Origin of the sequence: Starkeya sp. ORNL1, from assembly GCF_012971745.1 — a bacterium.
Lineage (GTDB): Bacteria > Pseudomonadota > Alphaproteobacteria > Rhizobiales > Xanthobacteraceae > Ancylobacter.
In genome coordinates this window covers 5516791-5533955 of the sequence record NZ_CP048834.1, presented here as the reverse complement: position 1 = coordinate 5533955, position 17165 = coordinate 5516791, and the positions used below count along the sequence as shown (strand labels likewise).

Below are 17165 nucleotides of genomic sequence, written 5' to 3'. Positions count from 1 at the left end.
CTATCCTCCTCCCCTCAAGCCGTTGCCGGACCAGTGGACGCTTCGATATTCACGCAGAACGCCTTGAACTCCGGCGTCTCGATATTGGCGTCGCCGACATAGGGCGTGAGCACGTTCGCCCCGAAGCCCTTGCGTGCGGCGCCGACGAAGCCCCAATGGATCGGGATGCCGACGATATGGACGGGCTTGCCGTCGCAGATCAGCGGGCGGATGCGCTTCGTCACCACGGCTTTCGCGAACACCGAGCCGCGCTTCGACCAGACACGGACCCAGCCGCCGCCGGTGATGCCCTTCTCCTTGGCCAGTTCCTCCGAGATCTCGACGAAGAATTCCGGCTGCAGGACCGAGTTCACATGATTGTTCTTGGTCCAGTAGTGGAAATGCTCGGTGAGACGATAGGAGGTCGCGGCATAGGGGAATTCCGGCGAGGCCACTGGAGCGAAGGTCGGCAGGTCGTCCTTGAACACGCGAGCGGCAGGATTCGACTGCACCTTGGGCGAGATCAGGTTCACCACCGGCGATTCGAACGGCTCGTAATGCGCCGGGAACGGTCCCTCCCGCATCAGGCCGCGCGCAAACAGCCGCGAGACCCCTTCCGCGTTCATGATGAACGGCCCGACATCCTGCGGCTTGGCGGTCGGCGCGATGTCCGGCACGTCGTAGCCGCTCCACTTGGAGCCGTCCCACTCGATCAGCTTGCGTGAGGGATCCCACGGCTTGCCGTTGATGTCGCAGGACGCGCGGTTGTAGAGGATGCGTCGGTTGGCCGGCCAGGAGAACGCCCATTTCGAATAGGCGCCGGTATTGTCCGGGTCGGAATTGTCGCGGCGCGCCATCATGTTGCCGGCTTCGGTGAAGGAGCCGGAATAGATCCAGCACGCGCCGGAGGTGGTGCCGTCGTCGCGATAGGCGCCGAAGCCGGCAAGTTGCTTGCCCGCTTCGAGCAGCTTCTTGGTCGGATCGTTCGGATCGGCCACGTCGACGAGAGCCGAGCCGTTCATCTCCTTCGAGAGCTCGGCCGGCGTCGGCTCGTCCGGGTCCTTGTAGTTCCAGGTGAGGTTGAGGATCGGGTCCGGGAACGGCCCGCCCTCCTTCTGGTACAGGGCCTTCAGGCGCTTATAGATCTGCGACATGATCCAGACGTCGCTCTTGGCGTCGCCCGGAGGCGTGCCGCCGGGCCAGTGCCATTGCAGCCAGCGGCCGGAATTTACCAGCGAGCCCTCATCCTCCGCGAAGCAGGTGGAGGGCAGCTGGATCACCTCGGTCTGGATCTTGGCCGTATCAACCTGATTGTAGACGCCGTGATTCTCCCAGAAGCGCGCGGTCTCGGTCTGCAGCGGGTCCATGACGACCAGCAGCTTCAGCTTGGCGAGCGCCTCGGCGAGCTTCCCCTTGTTAGGGAAGGCCTGCAAGGGATTGAAGCCCTGGCAGAAATACACGTTCATCTTGCCGTTCTTCATCAGCTCGAAGGCGCGCAGGATGTCGTAGGCAGGCACGTCGAGCTTGGGCAGATAGGCATAGGCCCAGTCGTTCTCCACCGTCGCCACCGGGCCCCACATGGACTTCTGGAAGCTGACGAAGAACTTCCGGTAGTTCTGCCAGTAGCTCATCTGGTTCGGCCGCAGCGGCTTGAAGGCCCGCGTCGACATATAGGTGGTGAGGTCCTTCTCCTTCTCCGTCGGGAGATTGAGATAGCCGGGGATCATGTTCGACATCAGCCCGACGTCGGTCAGCCCCTGGATGTTGGAGTGGCCGCGCAAGGCATTCATGCCGCCGCCGCGCACGCCGATATTGCCGAGCAGGAGCTGCAGCATCGCCATGGTGCGGATGTTCTGCGAACCCTTGGAATGCTGGGTCCAGCCAAGCGCATACATGGAGGTCATGGTCTTGGTCGGCGTCGAGCACTCGCCGATCATCTCGCACACCTTCAGGAACTTGTCCTTGGGCGTGCCGGTGATGCGCGAGACCATCTCGGGCGTGTAAACCGAGACATGCTCTTTCAACAGGTTCCACACGCAGCGCGGATTCTGCAGCGTGTCGTCGACCTGCGCGAAGCCGTCCGCGCCGATGACATAGTCCCAGGTCGACTTGTCATAGTCGCGCTTGGTCTCGTCATAGCCGGTGAACAGGCCATCCTTATAGGCGAAGCCGTCCTTGACGATGTAGGAGGCGTTGGTGAACGCCTTCACATAGTCCCATTGGATCTTGTTGTTCTGGATGCAGTAATTGATGACGCCGAGCAGGAAGGCGATATCGGTGCCCTGCCGGATCGGCGCGTAATAGTCGGACACCGCCGCGGAGCGCGTGAAGCGCGGATCGACGACGATGAGTTTGGCGCCACGATTGGCTTTCGCCTCCGTGACCCACTTGAATCCGCAAGGGTGCGCCTCGGCGGCGTTACCACCCATGATGATGACGAGATCCGTGTTCCGAATATCGGTCCACGAATTGGTCATTGCGCCACGGCCGAATGTTGGGCCCAAACTGGACACCGTAGGGCCGTGTCAGACACGCGCTTGGTTGTCGAACACCAGCATGCCGGCGGAGCGCACCACCTTGTAGGTGCACCACGCGGTCTCGTTCGTCGTGGCGGAGGCGGCGAGGAAGCCGGTGGTGGTCCATCGGTTCACCGTCAGGCCGTCCTTGTTGGTCGCGATGAAATTGGCGTCGCGATCGTCCTTCATGGCGCGCGCGATCTTGTCGAGCGCCTCGCTCCAGGCGATCGGCTCGAACTTGTCGGATCCGGGTTTGCGCACCATCGGCTGGGTCAGGCGGGACTTCGACTTGACGATGTCGAGCAGCGCCGCGCCCTTTGGGCATAGCGTGCCACGATTCGTCGGATGGTCGCTGTCACCCTCGATATGGGTGATGTCGGCCTTCTCACCCTTCCGAAGGTCGCCCTTCGAAAACAGGATGATGCCGCAGGCCACCGAGCAATAGGTGCAGGTGTTGCGTGTCTCTGTCGTATTGGCGAGCCGGAAGGGTTTTACGTGCGCGATTTGCGCCGCCTCGACCGCATCGAAGCCCATGGCTCCGAGCGAAGTACCCGCAAGACCCGCACCCGCTGTGCGCAGAAACGCGCGCCGCGAGAGCTCCATATTCATTCCAGTTCCTCCCAATACCGCCGACGACGCGTGGTCGAGAACTGCCCCGCACGGGGGACCGATGGGAGGAAGCTATTTTTTAGCTGCTCCAATGTCAAACAAACGAAGGTATGAGAAAGACAAATTCCGTTGACTTTACAAATGCTTCGTTTGCTGCGCCGCACACACATGCCCTCGTGCCGCGCGAAGGTCGGCGAGGACTACCCTTGGGTAATACGGCCCGATTGACTAACCCCATCGGACCATTACAAAATTACCCGGTGCAGCTTCCTTCGGCTCCCGCGTGGCGGGGCTCCGAACGAAAATTCCGCAACGGCGCCGCGGGTTCCATCCTCGCTGCGGTGCTTATCATGCTGGCTCCCGCCACCGATGCGTGGAGCGCCGAGTCCGCGCGTCCAGCTCCCGAACTCACCCTCTCCGCGCTCGACGGCATGTCTCGCAGCCTCGAATCCGTGCGTGGACGCCTGATTCTGATTCACTTCTTCGCGACATGGTGCGAGCCGTGCCGCGACGAAATGGCCGCGCTCGACCGGCTCTCCGTCCGCATGAAGGATCGCCTCGCCATCCTCGCCGTCGATGTCGGCGAGCCGGAGGTGCGGGTGCGCCGCTTCTTCGACAAGCAGAAGGTGAGCTTCCCGATCCTGCTCGACGAGGATCGCGCCACCATGAAGCGCTGGGCGGTGAATGCCTTTCCCACCAGCTTCCTGATCGATGGCACGAACGCCGGCCTGCCGATCCGGCTGAGCGCCACTATTCCGGTCGACTGGGACGACCCTGCCGCCATCCGCATTATCGAGCACCTCGTCGCTGGCGAGGCGCCCGGCACCGAACCACTTCCCACGCTCAAGGAACAACCCTCGGGAGAAAGCCAATGACCACGCGTCGCGATGTCCTGAAAGCCGGCGCCGCCCTCGGTGCCGCGCTCGCGCTTCCCGAATTCGCCTACGCCCAGGCGGCGGCAACGCCGGCCACGGCCGCCGCCCCGGTGGTGTTCGATCCCAAGCCCGGCGCCTGGCGCAATTTCGCCGTGGTGACGACGCTGGATGTGAAGGCGCCTGAGGGCAAATCCGGCCCGGTGCAGGCCTGGATGCCGGTGCCCGCCTTCAAGGCGGACGAGTGGTTCAAGCCCGCCGGCAGCACCTGGACTACCAACGCCGTGACGGCGGAACTGGTGACGGACCCGCATTATGGCGCGCAATTGCTGCACCTCACCTGGAAGGACGGAGAGGCGGCGCCGACCGCCGCCATCACTTCGAAGTTCGCGACCCGTGACCGCGCGACGGACCTCACCAGGCCCGGCACCGCCGCCCCACTGAGCGCCGCGGACCGCACGCGCTTTACTGCTGCCACCGACCTGATCCCGACCGACGGCATCGTGAAGGCGACTTCCGACAAGATCGTCGCCGGCAAGACCGGCGAAGTGGAGAAGGTGCGCGCCATCTATGAATGGGTGGTCGACAACACCTATCGCAACGCCGCCACCCGCGGCTGCGGCGTCGGCGATGTCGCCTCGCTGCTGCAGAGTGGCAATCTCGGCGGCAAGTGCGCCGACCTCAATGCGCTGTTCGTCGGCCTCGTCCGCGCGCAAGGCATTCCGGCGCGCGACATCTATGGCCTGCGCGTCGCGCCCTCGAAGTTCGGCTACAAGAGCCTAGGGGCCAATACGGAAGTCGTCAGCAAGGCGCAGCATTGCCGCTCCGAAGTCTATCTGGAAGGCTTCGGCTGGGTCGCCACCGATCCGGCGGATGTGCGCAAGGTCGTGCTGGAGGAGCCGCCGGGCAAGCTCGCCATCGACGACGCCAAGGTGGTCGCCGCCCGCAAGGCGCTGTTCGGCGCCTGGGAGGGCAATTGGCTCGCTTATAATGACGGCCATGACATCGCCCTGCCCGGCTCGAACGGCCCGAAGCTTGGCTTCCTGATGTACCCGCAGGCGGAAGTCGCCGGAGCGCGGCTGGATTGCCTCGACCCGGACGCGTTCAAATATACGATCAAGTCGTCCGAAGTGACGGCGTAGGTGCTCGTGCGCCCGTAGAGCAACGTCATCCCCGGCCTTGTGCCGGGGATCTCGGTTACTGACGGCGCATCGGGGATCGAGCTGGCCGGGACAAGCCCGGCCATGACGACTTTGAATCCGGGTACCGAACGGAAGGACCCACCATGCTCGACAAACCGAACGAAGCCGCCCCGTTCCGCCTGACCTCCCTCGCCCATGGCGGCGGGTGCGGGTGCAAGCTGGCGCCCTCGGTGCTGCGCGAACTCCTGTCCGAGCAGCCGGCCGCCGGCCCGTTCGCCCAGCTTCTGGTTGGCACAGAGACCGGCGACGACGCCGCGGTGTGGGATCTCGACGGCGAGAACTGCCTGATCGCCACCACCGACTTCTTCATGCCGATGGTCGACGACCCGTTCGAGTTCGGCCGTATCGCCGCCACCAACGCCATTTCCGACGTCTATGCCATGGGTGGCCGGCCGGTGATGGCACTGGCGATCCTCGGCATGCCGCTCGGCAAGATCTCCACCGAGATGGTGCGCGAGATACTGAAGGGCGGCGCCAGCATCGCCGCCGAGGCCGGCATCCCGATCGCCGGCGGTCATTCCATCGATTGCCCGGAGCCGGTCTATGGCCTCGCGGTGATGGGGACAGTGAAGAAGGCCGACATCCGCCGCAACTCCGAGGCCCGCCCCGGCGACGCGCTGATCCTGACCAAGGCGCTCGGCGTCGGCATCTATTCCGCCGCCTTCAAGAAGGAGGCGCTCTCTGCCCCCGCCTATGCCGAAATGGTCGGTTCCATGACGCTATTGAACAAGGTCGGCACCCAGCTCGGCAAGGATCCGGCAGTGCACGCCGTCACCGACGTCACCGGCTTCGGCATCCTCGGCCACGGGCTGGAGGTCGCGCGCGGCGCCGGGCTCACTTTGGAAATCGATGCCAGCCGCCTGCCTTTCCTCAAAGAGGCCGCCGAGCTGTCGCAGCAGGGCTTTGTCACCGGCGCCTCGCACCGTAACTGGGCGAGCTATGGCGAGGAGGTCACCTTGCCGGACGGCTTCCCGGACTGGCGCCGCCATTTGCTCACCGACCCGCAGACCTCCGGCGGCCTGCTGGTGGCCTGCGCACCGGAAGCGGCAGAGCGCATCCTCGTGGAAATCAAAACGGCCGGCTATCCGAACGCGGTGATCATCGGCCGGGCCATTGAAGGCAAGGCGGGAATCATCATCGGCAACGGCTGAGCTTCATTTCTCGCCGAGATAGCGGAACAGCGTCTGCTTCCACCAGTCGGAGCGGATGATTTCGAGCAGCGCAATGTCGAGTTCGCGGCGTAGCGGGCTGCCGAGCGGCAGCGCGATGCCATAATTCTGCGGATCGAACACCACCTCCAGCATCTCCGCCGACGAAGAGAAATTCTGCAGCACGATCCAGGCGAGCAGCGGCTTGTCATAGACGAAGGCGTCGATGCGCTTGTCGGCCATTGCCTTCAGCCCATCCTGCGGGCTGGCAAAGCTGTGGTAGCGAATGCGCTGGCCGACCAGATAATCGATGGTCGCCGAGCCCTGGACCGCGCCGACGCGTACCTTGCCGAGATCGCTCGCATTGTTCACCAGCCCCTGGAGCTGGCGCGTGGTCAGCGCCGAAGTGACGCCCGCGGTGAACACCGCCAGCGCAATGATCGACACCACCATCCACAACACTGCCAGCGCCCGCCCCGGCAGCGTCTTCGGAGCGATGTACCCGGTGCTGGCCTGCGTCATCGCTTCGGTCGACCACCAGATGCTGGTGCCGATGCCCTTGGCCGCCGGCCCGCTGAAATCCTCATTGTGCCGGCGCTCGAACAGCCAGATCAGCACGCCGACCAGCAGCGTCAGCCCCAGCAGTGCGCCGACCGCCTGCAGGAAGCCGAACGAGGCCAGCGTGTTGATGATCGATGTCCAGAATGAAGGCGAGGTCGACGGCACTGCGATACCAAGCCCGGTGACATAGAAAGGCTGGCTGAAGTCGAGGAGGCGCGCCCGTGGCCCGGTAATGGTCAGCGCCGCCACCGAGGCGTCGTATTTGCCGGCGCCGGTGCCGTCGATCAGCGCCTGCACGGTGGGCTCTTCCACCAGCCGGTAATCGAGCTTCAATTGCTCGGCGATGCGCTTCCACAAATCGATGCTGATGCCCGACCAGCTGCCATCCGCCGCCTTCATCGCAAACGGAGCCGCCTCCTTGGTGCCGATGACGAGCTGCCGACCGGACACGGGCGCCGGCTCCTGAGCGCGCACTGCTGCGACACTGGCGAAGAGGTTTAAAAGCAGCAGAAAAACCAGACGCATAGACGACCACGCAGCCTTCACGCCGCCGGCTCAATTCCGGGACGGCCGCATCCTGCCATCGCCCGCTCCACAGGGCAAAGTTGGCAGCCGGAGCGCGGGCGCCTAGTCTCCGCGCCCCGCTACGATTCACGAGATCCGAATGGCCGCCGACGCCCGCACCGCCGCCTCCATTGCCCGCATCATTGCCAGCGAGATCGCCGCCCGCCCGGACCAGGTGTCCGCCGCCGTCGCCTTGCTCGATGAGGGCGCCACCGTTCCCTTCGTGGCGCGCTACCGCAAGGAGGCGACTGGCGGGCTGGACGACACCCAGTTGCGCACGCTGGAGGAGCGGCTCTCCTATTTGCGCGAGCTGGAGGCGCGCCGCGCCGCGGTGCTGGAATCGATCCGCAGCCAGGAGAAGCTGACCCCGGAGCTGGAGGCAAAGATCGCCGCGGTCGTCACCAAGGCCGAGCTTGAGGACATCTACCTGCCCTTCAAGCCGAAGCGCCGCACCCGCGCCGAGATCGCCCGCGAGCGCGGCCTCGCCCCGCTGGCCGAGGCGATCCTCGGGGACCGCCGCAAGGTGCCGGCCGAACTCGCGGCCACCTACCTCACCGACCAGGTGCCGGATACCAAGGCGGCGCTGGAAGGCGCCCGCGACATCGTGGTCGAAGGCCTTGCCGAGAATGCCGACCTGCTCGGCCGGCTGCGCACCCACATGAAGGAGCGCGCCATGCTCCGTGCCCGCGTGGTGGACGGCAAGCAGGAAGCGGGCGCCAAGTTCTCGGACTATTTCGACCATTCCGAGCGCTGGTCGACCGCGCCGAGCCATCGTGCGCTCGCTATGCTGCGTGGCCGCAATGAGGACATCCTCACCGTCGACCTCGAGGTCGATGCCGACGACGCCGCGCCGATGAAGCCGGTGGAGCGGATCATCGCCACAGTGCTGAACGTCGCCGCCGACGGCGCGCCTGGCAATACTTGGCTGATGGAGGTGGGGCGCTGGGCGTGGCGGGTGCGGCTCTCGCTCAACCTCTCGGTCGACCTGATGACCGAACTGCGCGAGCGCGCCGAGGAAGAGGCCATCCGCGTATTCGCCCGCAACCTCAAGGACCTGCTGCTGGCCGCTCCCGCCGGCTCGCGCGCCACCATGGGGCTCGATCCCGGTATCCGCACCGGCGTCAAGGTCGCCGTCATCGACCAAACCGGCAAGCTGCTCGACACCGCGACAGTCTATCCATTCCAGCCGCGCAATGATGTGCAAGGCGCGCAAGCAGCACTTGCGGTGCTGATCGCCAGGCACAAGGTCGAACTGGTCGCCATAGGCAACGGCACGGCGAGCCGCGAGACCGACAAGCTCACCGCCGACCTCATCGCCCAGCTTCCGACCGACCGGCGACCGATCAAGGTGGTGGTGAGCGAGGCCGGCGCCTCAGTCTATTCCGCCTCCGCCGCCGCTGCCGCCGAATTCCCGGACCTCGACGTCTCGCTGCGCGGTGCCGTCTCCATTGCCCGCCGCCTACAGGATCCGCTGGCGGAGCTAGTGAAGATCGAGCCGAAATCCATCGGCGTCGGCCAGTATCAGCACGATGTCGACCAGTCCCGCCTCGCCCGCGCGCTCGACGCGGTGGTGGAGGATGCGGTGAACGCGGTCGGCGTCGATCTCAACACCGCCTCGGCTTCGCTGCTGGCTCGCGTCTCCGGCCTCGGCGCCTCTCTGGCGGAGGCGATCGTCGCCCATCGCGACGCCAACGGCCCGTTCGCGGCGCGGCGCGAGCTATTGAAGGTCGCCCGCCTCGGGCCGCGCACCTTCGAGCAATGTGCCGGCTTCCTGCGTATTGCCGACGGCAAGGAACCGCTCGACGCCTCGTCCGTGCATCCGGAAGCCTATGGCGTGGCGGCCAAGATCGTCGCCGCCTGCGGGCGCGATGTGCGCACATTGATGGGCGACAGCGCCAAGCTGCGCGCGCTCGATCCGCGTACCTTCGTCGACGAGCGCTTCGGCCTGCCCACGGTGCGCGACATCATCGCCGAGCTGGAAAAGCCCGGCCGCGACCCGCGCCCGGAGTTCAAGACCGCCTCCTTCGCCGACGGCGTCGACGATATCAAGCAGTTGCGCCCGGGCATGCTGCTGGAAGGCACCGTCACCAATGTCGCGGCGTTCGGCGCCTTCGTCGATATCGGCGTGCACCAGGACGGGCTGGTGCATGTCTCCCAGCTCGCCGACCGCTTCATCAAGGACGCCCATGAGGTGGTCAAAGCCGGCGACGTGGTGAAGGTGCGGGTGCTGGAGGTCGATGTGCCGCGCAAGCGCATCTCGCTCACCATGCGCAAGGATGGCGCCGCCGCCGCAAGCCGCCCTGCGCCGGAAGCCAAGGGCGAGCGCCGCTCCGGCCCGATGCCGCCGCGCAAGCCTGAGCCGGCACCGCAAGGCGCATTCGGCGCAGCGCTGGCGGAAGCGATGAAGCGGAAATAGTTCCCCAATAGTCACGGCGTGCACGCCCTCCCCCTCTCCCCATCGGGAGAGGGGGAGGGGTTAGGGGGAATGCGCTACGCGATCCTGAGCGTTCAGGCCCCTCACCCGCCGCTACGCGGCGACCTCTCCCCGCCGGGGAGAGGTTAGTCGAAGCTCCTCACGCCGCCTCTGCCCGCGCTGCCATCGCCTCGCGGGCCTCTTTGATGCGCGGATGGTACTCGCCAGCCCAGGCCACCAGCGCACTGAGCGGCACCATCAGCGAGCGGCCGAGATCGGTCAGCGTATACTCGACCCGCGGCGGCACGGTCGGAAACACCCGTCGCGAGATCAGGCCGTCCGCCTCCAGGTGCCGCACCGTCTGCGACAGCATGCGCTGCGAGATGTCGGGGACGGCGCGGCGCAACTCGCTGAAGCGCCGCGTGCCATTGGCGAGTTCGCTCAGCACCAGCACGGTCCAGCGGTCGCCGATGCGGTCGAGCACGTCGCGCACCGGGCAGCATTGGAACTCCGATTTCGTCACCCGCACCAGCTTTCTCCCGACGTCAAGTCAGACGGTTAAGTCAGACGGTTACTTGGCAGTCACCCACGCACTTCAAAAACCCTTCTTGTGCAAAAACTCTCAGATTGCAACCTGCTCTCGATAAGTAACCAAGGTGTCGTCCCGAGAGCGGGACGGCCGATCGAAGGAGTTCCAGGATGATTGTCATCTCTGCTGCCGGCGGCAAACTCGGCACCGCGCTCGCCGACGAGTTGGTGCAACGCGGCAAGGCGACCGGCGTTCGCCTCGCCACCCGCGCGCCCGAGAAGCGCGGCCACCGCATCGCGCAGGGCTTCGAGGTGGTGCGCGCCGATTATGAGGATCCAGCCAGCCTCAAGGCCGCCTATGCGGGCGCGGACATCGTGCTGGTGATCTCCGGCGAAGGTCCCAACGAGGCACGCATCGTCCAGCACCGCAACGCCTTCGAGGCAGCGAAGGCCTCCGGTGCCCGCCGCATCGTCTATACCAGCACCGTCAATCCGACATCGGCGAGCCGCTTCGACTGGGCCAAGGCGCACGAAGCGAGCGAAGCGTGGCTGAAGACGGCGGGCGTGGCCTACACCATCCTTCGCGACAATTCCTATTATTCGAACATTGCCGCGTTGCTGACGCAGGCGAAGGAAAGCGGCACCCTGCCCTTCCCCGGCATCACGGCGAAGGTCGCCTATGTCGACCATAAGGACGTCGCCGGCGCTCTGGCAGGCGCGCTGCTCGGTGAGGGCCACGCCAACAGGATCTATGAGATTTCCGGCGCCGATGCCTACTCCGTCACCGATCTCGCCGCGCTGCTCAGCGAGGTGGCGGGGCGCGAGGTGACGGCGGTGGAAGCACCGCTTTCCGCATTCAAGGAGAATTTCCGCGCCATGGGCTGGCCGGAATTCGTCGTCGAAGGCGTCGGCGGCTTCTTCGCCGCGATGGGTGCAGGTGAATTTGCGGCGACCTCGACCGATGTCGAGCGCCTGTCAGGCCATCCCTCGACGACGGCACGGGAGTATTTGAAGACGCTGGAATGAAGCGTCGTCAGCTCGCGAGATCCATCGTTGTCCGCCCGCCCGCGCGGGCGTTCAGGTGCGCCTCCAGCCGGGCGAGTTCGGCCCCGGTGCGCCTTTGCTCATCGGCGCAGCGCTGCAGCTTGCGGGCGCAGTCGGTGCGCGTGGTCTCGAACAGCCACGATGCCACCGTGGCGTAGCGGCCGGCGGTGAAGCCGAGCGCGGTCTGCGCCGCTGCGGCGAGCGCGGTGTCGAGGACCCGGGAGTCGGCGATCTCACCGTGAAGCTCCTCGGCCTCGATCAATATGCCATCGATCGCCGGGCACTCGACGGCGCAGGCCGACCCGCCATCCAGCCGGAAGATCTCCTCGATCTTCAGCATCTGTTGCTGGCCGGCGGCCAGTTGCGCGTCGAGGGCGCGCTTCAGCAGCGGATCGCCGGCCTTGGCGATCATGTCCGGCAGCACCTTCGTCATGCGCTTTTCGGCATAATAAAGCTCACCAAGCACATGTCGGCAGAGATCATCGAGCGTTTTGATATCCTTTGAAAAGAACCCCATGGCGTTGTCCTCGCTTGCGGCTCGGGCGTCGACACGCACCCCTGCGCGGATGCCCAACGCCCGTCGCGAAGGATGGTTCCGAAGAATGATTCGGCTGTCATGCCGCAGCTCGCGGCGTCAAGCATGCTATCGCAATACCGGCCATCCGCCTTGAGATGTGCTTGTTGCGACCACCCCGGAGCGACCGGACCACGAAGCTCCGAACAGCAAAAAAGGCCGGGATTTCTCCCGGCCTTTGGTGTTGGTGAAGGTGTGTGTGGTCAGAGGTTTTTGACGATCTCTTCGACCATCTTCTTGGCGTCGGCGAACAGCATCATGGTGTTGTCCTTGAAGAACAGCTCGTTCTCCACACCGGCATAGCCCGAGCCCATGCCGCGCTTGATGAACAGCACCGTCTTGGCCCGCTCCACGTCGAGGATCGGCATGCCGAAGATCGGCGACTGCGGGTCGGTCTTCGCCGCCGGGTTGGTCACGTCGTTGGCGCCGATCACGAACGCCACGTCGGCCTGCGCGAACTCCGAGTTGATGTCCTCGAGCTCGAACACCTCGTCATACGGCACGTTCGCTTCCGCCAGCAGCACGTTCATGTGCCCGGGCATGCGCCCGGCCACCGGATGGATGGCGTAGGAGACCTCGACGCCCTCCTCCTTCAGCTTGTCCGCCATTTCCCTGAGCGCGTGCTGCGCCTGCGCCACCGCCATGCCGTAGCCCGGCACGATGATCACCTTGGCCGCGTTCTTCATGATGAACGCCGCGTCCTCCGCCGAGCCCTGCTTCACCGGACGGGTCTCCACCACGCCGGCAGGTCCCCCCGAGGTCTCGCCGCCGAAGCCGCCGAGGATCACCGAGATGAAGGAACGGTTCATCCCCTTGCACATGATGTAGGACAGGATCGCGCCGGAGGAGCCGACCAGCGCACCGGTGATGATCAGCGCGGTGTTGCCCAGCGTGAAGCCGATGCCCGCCGCCGCCCAGCCGGAGTACGAGTTCAGCATCGACACCACCACCGGCATGTCGGCGCCCCCGATCGGCACGATGATCAGACCGCCCAGCACCAGGCTGACCAGCACGATCAGCCAGAACACCAGATGGCTCTCGGTCAGCACCAGCACCACGACCAGCACCACCAGCAGAATGGCGAGGCTGGCATTGATGACGTGGCGGCCCGGCAGCATGATCGGCTTGCCGCTCATATTGCCGTTCAGCTTGGCGAACGCGATCACCGAGCCGGTGAAGGTGATGGCGCCGATGGCGACGCCGAGGCTCATCTCCACCAGCGCCTGGCCATGGATGGCGCCGACCGCGCCGATGCCGAAGGCTTCCGGCGCATAGAGCGCGGCGGCCGCCACCATCACCGCGGCGAGGCCCACCAGCGAGTGGAACGCGGCCACCAGCTGCGGCATCTGCGTCATGGCGATGCGCTTGGCGATGATGGCACCGGCGCCGCCGCCGATGGCGAGCCCGCCCAGCACCAGCGCCCAGCCCCATGCCCCGTGCGGCGGGCTCGCGCCCAGCGTGGTCAGGATGGCGATCCCCATGCCGACCATGCCGAACAGATTGCCCTGGCGCGACGTCACCGGGCTCGACAGCCCGCGCAGCGCCAGGATGAACAGCACCCCGGAGACGAGATACAGCAGAGCGACCAGATTGGCGTTCATTGTTCCCCGCCCCTCACTTCTTCTTCTGGTACATGGCGAGCATCCGGCTGGTGACCAGGAAGCCGCCGAAGATGTTCACGCTAGCCAGGATCAGCCCGATGAAGCCGCCGCGGGCAAAGCCGGTGCCTTCCGCCGCCAGGTCCACCCCGACCGCCAGCAGCGCCCCGACCACGATCACCGAGGAGATGGCATTGGTGACGCTCATCAACGGCGTGTGCAGCGCCGGCGTCACCGACCACACCACGTAATAGCCGACGAACACCGCCAGCACGAAGATCGCCAGCCGGAACACGAACGGGTCGATCGCCCCGCCCGACAGCCCGTGCGCCGCCGCTCCTGCCGCCGCCGCAGCAGCATCGGCGTACGCCGCCGCGGCTTCCGCCGCCTGCCGCGCCACTTCCGCCGCCGCCTTCGCCCCTTCCACAGCCTCGATCGCTGCCGGATTGGCCATGTTGCTCTCCCCGATCCTGCCGGGCCGGCCACCTCGGGCCGCCCGCCGCTTCCCTCTGTTCTTGGCTCGCCCTCATCCCGTCCCCGGGCTTCACCCGGGGATCAACCCGGCTCCGAAGCCCTGGGTGCCCGGATCAGGCCCGGGCATGAGGGTGGTGTTGGAAGACCCCTACGACGCCGGCGCGTCCGCCGCGACATCCGCAGGCTTGAACGACGGGTGCACCACCGCGCCGTCCTTGGTCAGCAGCGTCGCCTTCACCAGCTCGTCGTCCCACTTCACGGCGAGGCTCTTCGACGTCTTGTCGATCAGCGTCTCGACGAAGGCATAGAGGTTCTTGGCGTAGAGCTGCGACGAGGTCGCCGCCAGTCGCCCCGGCACGTTGAGGTAGCCGACGATCTTCGCCCCATTGGCCGTCGTCACCACCTCGCCGGGGACCGCACCCTCGACATTGCCGCCGCGCTCCACCGCGAGGTCGATCAGCACCGAGCCCGGCTTCATCGAGGCCACCATCGCCGCCGAGACCAGCTTCGGTGCCGGACGGCCCGGGATCAGCGCCGTGGTAATGACTATGTCCTGCTTGGCGATGTGGCTCGCCACCAGCGCCGCCTGCTTGGCCTGGTACTCCGCCGACATCGCCTTGGCGTAGCCGCCCGCGGTCTCCGCCTGCTTGAACTCCTCGTCCTCGACCGCGATGAACTTGCCGCCCAGGCTCTCCACCTGCTCCTTGGCCGCCGGCCGCACATCGGTCGCCGACACCACCGCGCCGAGCCGCCGTGCGGTGGCCACCGCCTGCAGCCCCGCCACGCCCGCGCCCATCACGAACACCCGCGCCGCCGGTACCGTGCCCGCCGCCGTCATCATCATCGGGAACGCCCGGCCGAACTCGCCCGCCGCATCCACCACCGCGCGGTAGCCGGCGAGGTTGGCCTGGCTCGACAGCACGTCCATCACCTGCGCCCGGGTGATGCGCGGCATCAGCTCCATCGCGAACAGCGAGGCCCCGGTCGCCGCGATCGCACCGAGTTCCGCCTCGTGGCCGTAGGGATCGGCGATCGCGATCACCAGCGCCCCCGGCTTCACGCCCGCAAGCTCCCCAGCCTCCGGCCGGCGCACCGCCAGGATCACGTCCGAGCCACTGATCGCCTCGGCATTGGAGGGCACGATCGTCGCCGCCACCGCCGCATAGTCCGCGTCCAGGATCCCCGACCGCAGCCCCGCCCCCGACGCCACCACAACCTCGGCCCCCAAGGCCGCAAACCGCTTCGCCGTGTCCGAAGACAAGGCTACCCGTGGCTCCAAATCAGAGCTCTCTTTGACAACCGCTATCCGCATGGCTGGGCTCAGGAAGTGACAATGAGAAGGAACAGCAGGACCAGCAGCACGGCGCCCATGAGGCCCGGACGGCCGGTCTGCGAGGCGAGGCCAATGGAGGTCGTCACCAGGACCGCCAGCGTGCCGATGGTGAACAGACCCCAATGGCCGTTCACCCCGCCAATGGCGAGCGACACCATCAGGCTGACCAGAGCGAGGGTGCTGACGAGGGTCAGCTTGGTGAAGAAGGCATAGGTGCCTTCGTGTTCGGCATAGTCGTTGCCGTCAGCCGTGGCGTATTCCGGCGCTCCGTGATCGGCCATGACGACCCCTCCTTATGGATAAGTGTGGCAGACCGCTTTAACGGAAGAGATGGCGCCCGGCAACGGCGAACGGCCGCTCCGTCAGGCGAGTCCGGCCTTCGCCAGCGCGGCGCCTTGACGCGCTGCGACTTTCTGCACCGAAAAATCGGCGATTGCCGCTTCGAACAAGCGGTGGAAGTTCAATTCCGCCTTGAGGTGCAGGAACACTCCGCCGAGCCCGATGGCGGCGCGGTCCATGAAGACGAATTCGCGCGGCACCGTCACCGGCCCCTTCTCCTTCAGCGCCCTGTGCACCCGGAACGCCTCGCGCCGGCCATATTCGCCCGGCGCCACGCCGTCGGCGATGGTGCGCACCCGGTCGTCGAGCAGTGGGCCATAGATGAAGCGCGCCCAGATGTTGAGCACATCGATCAGCTCGCGCTTCAGGCCCTGGAAGCCCCAGGTCTCATAGGCATGGACGACGCGGGCATCATCGCCGCGCTTCAACCCCTCATAGAGATCGACCACGCCACCGACAAAGGAGGGCGGGAAGATGCGGATGCAGCCATAATCGAGCAGATTGATGCCGCCCGCCGCGCCATCATCCTCGAACACCGTGTAGTTGCCGAGATGCGGGTCGCCATGGATAGTGCCGAAGCGGCTGAAGGGCAGCCACCACGCTGCGAACATTGCCTGCGCGATGCGGTTGCGCACTTCGAGGCTCTCGCCGGTGAATTCCAGCAGCCGCCGGCCTTCCAGCCAGTCGAGCGTCAGCAGCCGCCCGGTGGACAGCTCCGGCCAGACCCGCGGCACCCGTACGCCCGCCTCGTCCGCCAGCATGTGGGCATAGAGCGCGGCATGCTTGGCCTCGCGACGATAATCCAGTTCCTCGCGCACCCGTTCGCCGATTTCCTTGGCGATTTCGCGGGTGTCGATGGCCGGATCCATGCGCCGATGCAGCGCGAAGATGAAATCGAGCTGGCCGAGGTCCGCCTCCACCGCCGACTGCATATCCGGATACTGCAGCTTCGCCGCCAGCGGCCGGCCGTCGAGCGAGGTGGCGCGGTGCACCTGGCCCAGCGAGGCGGCGGCAGCCGGCTCGCGCTGGAACGAGCCGAAGCGCCCCATCCAGTCGGCGCCAAGCTCGGCCATCATGCGGCGCTTCACGAAGGCCCATCCCATGGGCGGCGCCTCACTCTGCAATTTGGCGAGCTCGACGGCATATTCCGGCGGCAGCGCTTCGGGAATGGTCGCCATCAGCTGGGCGACCTTCATGATCGGGCCTTTCAGGCCGCCGAGCGCGCTGGCGAGCGCCGCGGCATTGCTGCCGCGCTGGCCCTCCAGACCGAACAGCCTTGTGCCGGCGATACGGGCGGCGACGCCGCCGACCTGGGTGCCGACGCGGGCATAGCGGGCGGCGCGGGCGGTGAGACGATTGGCTTCGCGGTCAGTGGGAGGCGACATGGGCGCCATATAGGCACGAAAGCTGC

The 17165-nt window shown here is 66.2% G+C and carries 14 protein-coding genes; 5 read left to right on the top strand and 9 right to left on the bottom strand.

What is annotated here, in order from left to right; translation table 11 throughout:
• Positions 1-14 precede the first annotated feature (14 nt).
• The gene (fdnG, locus tag G3545_RS26025; protein ID WP_170017134.1) at positions 15-3104 is read right to left on the bottom strand and encodes a formate dehydrogenase-N subunit alpha; all 3090 of its coding nucleotides are present in this window, start codon (positions 3102-3104) and stop codon (positions 15-17) included.
• 206 nt (positions 3105-3310) lie between these two features.
• Here fdnG and G3545_RS26020 point away from each other — a divergent pair, with 206 nt between their 5' ends.
• The 3 genes from G3545_RS26020 (at position 3311) to selD (ending at position 6329) form a co-directional block, all read left to right on the top strand.
• Positions 3311-3979 (top strand): TlpA disulfide reductase family protein, encoded by a 669-nt coding sequence (locus tag G3545_RS26020; protein ID WP_170017132.1) that lies wholly within the window; start codon positions 3311-3313, stop codon positions 3977-3979.
• Positions 3976-5118: a transglutaminase domain-containing protein gene (locus G3545_RS26015; RefSeq protein WP_170017130.1), complete on the top strand. Its 1143-nt coding sequence runs from the start codon at positions 3976-3978 to the stop codon at positions 5116-5118. The genes G3545_RS26020 and G3545_RS26015 overlap by 4 nt, the downstream gene beginning before the upstream one ends.
• 143 nt (positions 5119-5261) lie before the next feature.
• Complete coding sequence (gene selD, locus G3545_RS26010; protein WP_170017128.1) at positions 5262-6329, top strand: selenide, water dikinase SelD; 1068 nt, start codon at positions 5262-5264, stop codon at positions 6327-6329.
• A gap of 3 nt (positions 6330-6332) precedes the next feature.
• Here selD and G3545_RS26005 read toward each other — a convergent pair whose 3' ends face one another.
• The gene (locus tag G3545_RS26005; RefSeq protein ID WP_348644603.1) at positions 6333-7337 is read right to left on the bottom strand and encodes a transporter substrate-binding domain-containing protein; all 1005 of its coding nucleotides are present in this window, start codon (positions 7335-7337) and stop codon (positions 6333-6335) included.
• A 214-nt stretch (positions 7338-7551) separates the two neighbouring features.
• On the opposite strand from G3545_RS26005, the gene G3545_RS26000 reads away from it, so the two are divergent.
• On the top strand, positions 7552-9867 hold the full coding sequence (locus tag G3545_RS26000; protein WP_170017124.1) for a Tex family protein: 2316 nt from the start codon (positions 7552-7554) through the stop codon (positions 9865-9867).
• A gap of 157 nt (positions 9868-10024) precedes the next feature.
• Here the strand turns inward: G3545_RS26000 and G3545_RS25995 are convergent, their stop codons facing one another.
• Positions 10025-10393, bottom strand: a complete 369-nt coding sequence (locus tag G3545_RS25995) for a helix-turn-helix domain-containing protein (RefSeq protein ID WP_246702569.1) — start codon at positions 10391-10393, stop codon at positions 10025-10027.
• A gap of 170 nt (positions 10394-10563) precedes the next feature.
• Between G3545_RS25995 and G3545_RS25990 the strand changes: the two genes are divergently transcribed.
• Positions 10564-11418: an NAD(P)H-binding protein gene (locus G3545_RS25990; RefSeq protein ID WP_170017122.1), complete on the top strand. Its 855-nt coding sequence runs from the start codon at positions 10564-10566 to the stop codon at positions 11416-11418.
• Positions 11419-11425: 7 nt separating this feature from the next.
• Here G3545_RS25990 and G3545_RS25985 read toward each other — a convergent pair whose 3' ends face one another.
• The 6 genes from G3545_RS25985 to G3545_RS25960 all read right to left on the bottom strand — a co-directional run bounded on the left by G3545_RS25985 (position 11426) and on the right by G3545_RS25960 (position 17139).
• Positions 11426-11953 (bottom strand): DUF892 family protein, encoded by a 528-nt coding sequence (locus G3545_RS25985; protein WP_170017120.1) that lies wholly within the window; start codon positions 11951-11953, stop codon positions 11426-11428.
• A gap of 260 nt (positions 11954-12213) precedes the next feature.
• Positions 12214-13611, bottom strand: coding sequence for an NAD(P)(+) transhydrogenase (Re/Si-specific) subunit beta (locus G3545_RS25980; protein ID WP_170017118.1), 1398 nt, complete (start codon positions 13609-13611; stop codon positions 12214-12216).
• 13 nt (positions 13612-13624) lie between these two features.
• Positions 13625-14062, bottom strand: coding sequence for a proton-translocating transhydrogenase family protein (locus G3545_RS25975; RefSeq protein WP_170017116.1), 438 nt, complete (start codon positions 14060-14062; stop codon positions 13625-13627).
• Positions 14063-14230: 168 nt separating this feature from the next.
• On the bottom strand, positions 14231-15394 hold the full coding sequence (locus G3545_RS25970) for a Re/Si-specific NAD(P)(+) transhydrogenase subunit alpha (RefSeq protein ID WP_170017114.1): 1164 nt from the start codon (positions 15392-15394) through the stop codon (positions 14231-14233).
• An 8-nt stretch (positions 15395-15402) separates the two neighbouring features.
• Positions 15403-15696, bottom strand: a complete 294-nt coding sequence (locus tag G3545_RS25965; RefSeq protein ID WP_170017112.1) for an aa3-type cytochrome c oxidase subunit IV — start codon at positions 15694-15696, stop codon at positions 15403-15405.
• Positions 15697-15777: 81 nt separating this feature from the next.
• A complete protein-coding gene (locus tag G3545_RS25960) occupies positions 15778-17139 on the bottom strand; it encodes an AarF/ABC1/UbiB kinase family protein (RefSeq protein ID WP_170017110.1) in 1362 nt (453 codons plus the stop codon).
• Positions 17140-17165: the final 26 nt, after the last annotated feature.

Bases quoted from the DNA above. Each gene is read 5' to 3' on its own strand.
- G3545_RS25985 (WP_170017120.1), bottom strand. From the start codon at position 11,953: ATGGGGTTCTTTTCAAAGGATATCAAAACGCTCGATGATCTCTGCCGA.
- G3545_RS25980 (WP_170017118.1), bottom strand. From the start codon at position 13,611: ATGAACGCCAATCTGGTCGCTCTGCTGTATCTCGTCTCCGGGGTGCTG.
- G3545_RS26015 (WP_170017130.1), top strand. From the start codon at position 3,976: ATGACCACGCGTCGCGATGTCCTGAAAGCCGGCGCCGCCCTCGGTGCC.
- G3545_RS25970 (WP_170017114.1), bottom strand. From the start codon at position 15,394: ATGCGGATAGCGGTTGTCAAAGAGAGCTCTGATTTGGAGCCACGGGTA.
- G3545_RS25975 (WP_170017116.1), bottom strand. From the start codon at position 14,062: ATGGCCAATCCGGCAGCGATCGAGGCTGTGGAAGGGGCGAAGGCGGCG.
- G3545_RS25990 (WP_170017122.1), top strand. From the start codon at position 10,564: ATGATTGTCATCTCTGCTGCCGGCGGCAAACTCGGCACCGCGCTCGCC.
- selD (WP_170017128.1), top strand. From the start codon at position 5,262: ATGCTCGACAAACCGAACGAAGCCGCCCCGTTCCGCCTGACCTCCCTC.
- G3545_RS26000 (WP_170017124.1), top strand. From the start codon at position 7,552: ATGGCCGCCGACGCCCGCACCGCCGCCTCCATTGCCCGCATCATTGCC.
- G3545_RS25960 (WP_170017110.1), bottom strand. From the start codon at position 17,139: ATGTCGCCTCCCACTGACCGCGAAGCCAATCGTCTCACCGCCCGCGCC.
- G3545_RS25965 (WP_170017112.1), bottom strand. From the start codon at position 15,696: ATGGCCGATCACGGAGCGCCGGAATACGCCACGGCTGACGGCAACGAC.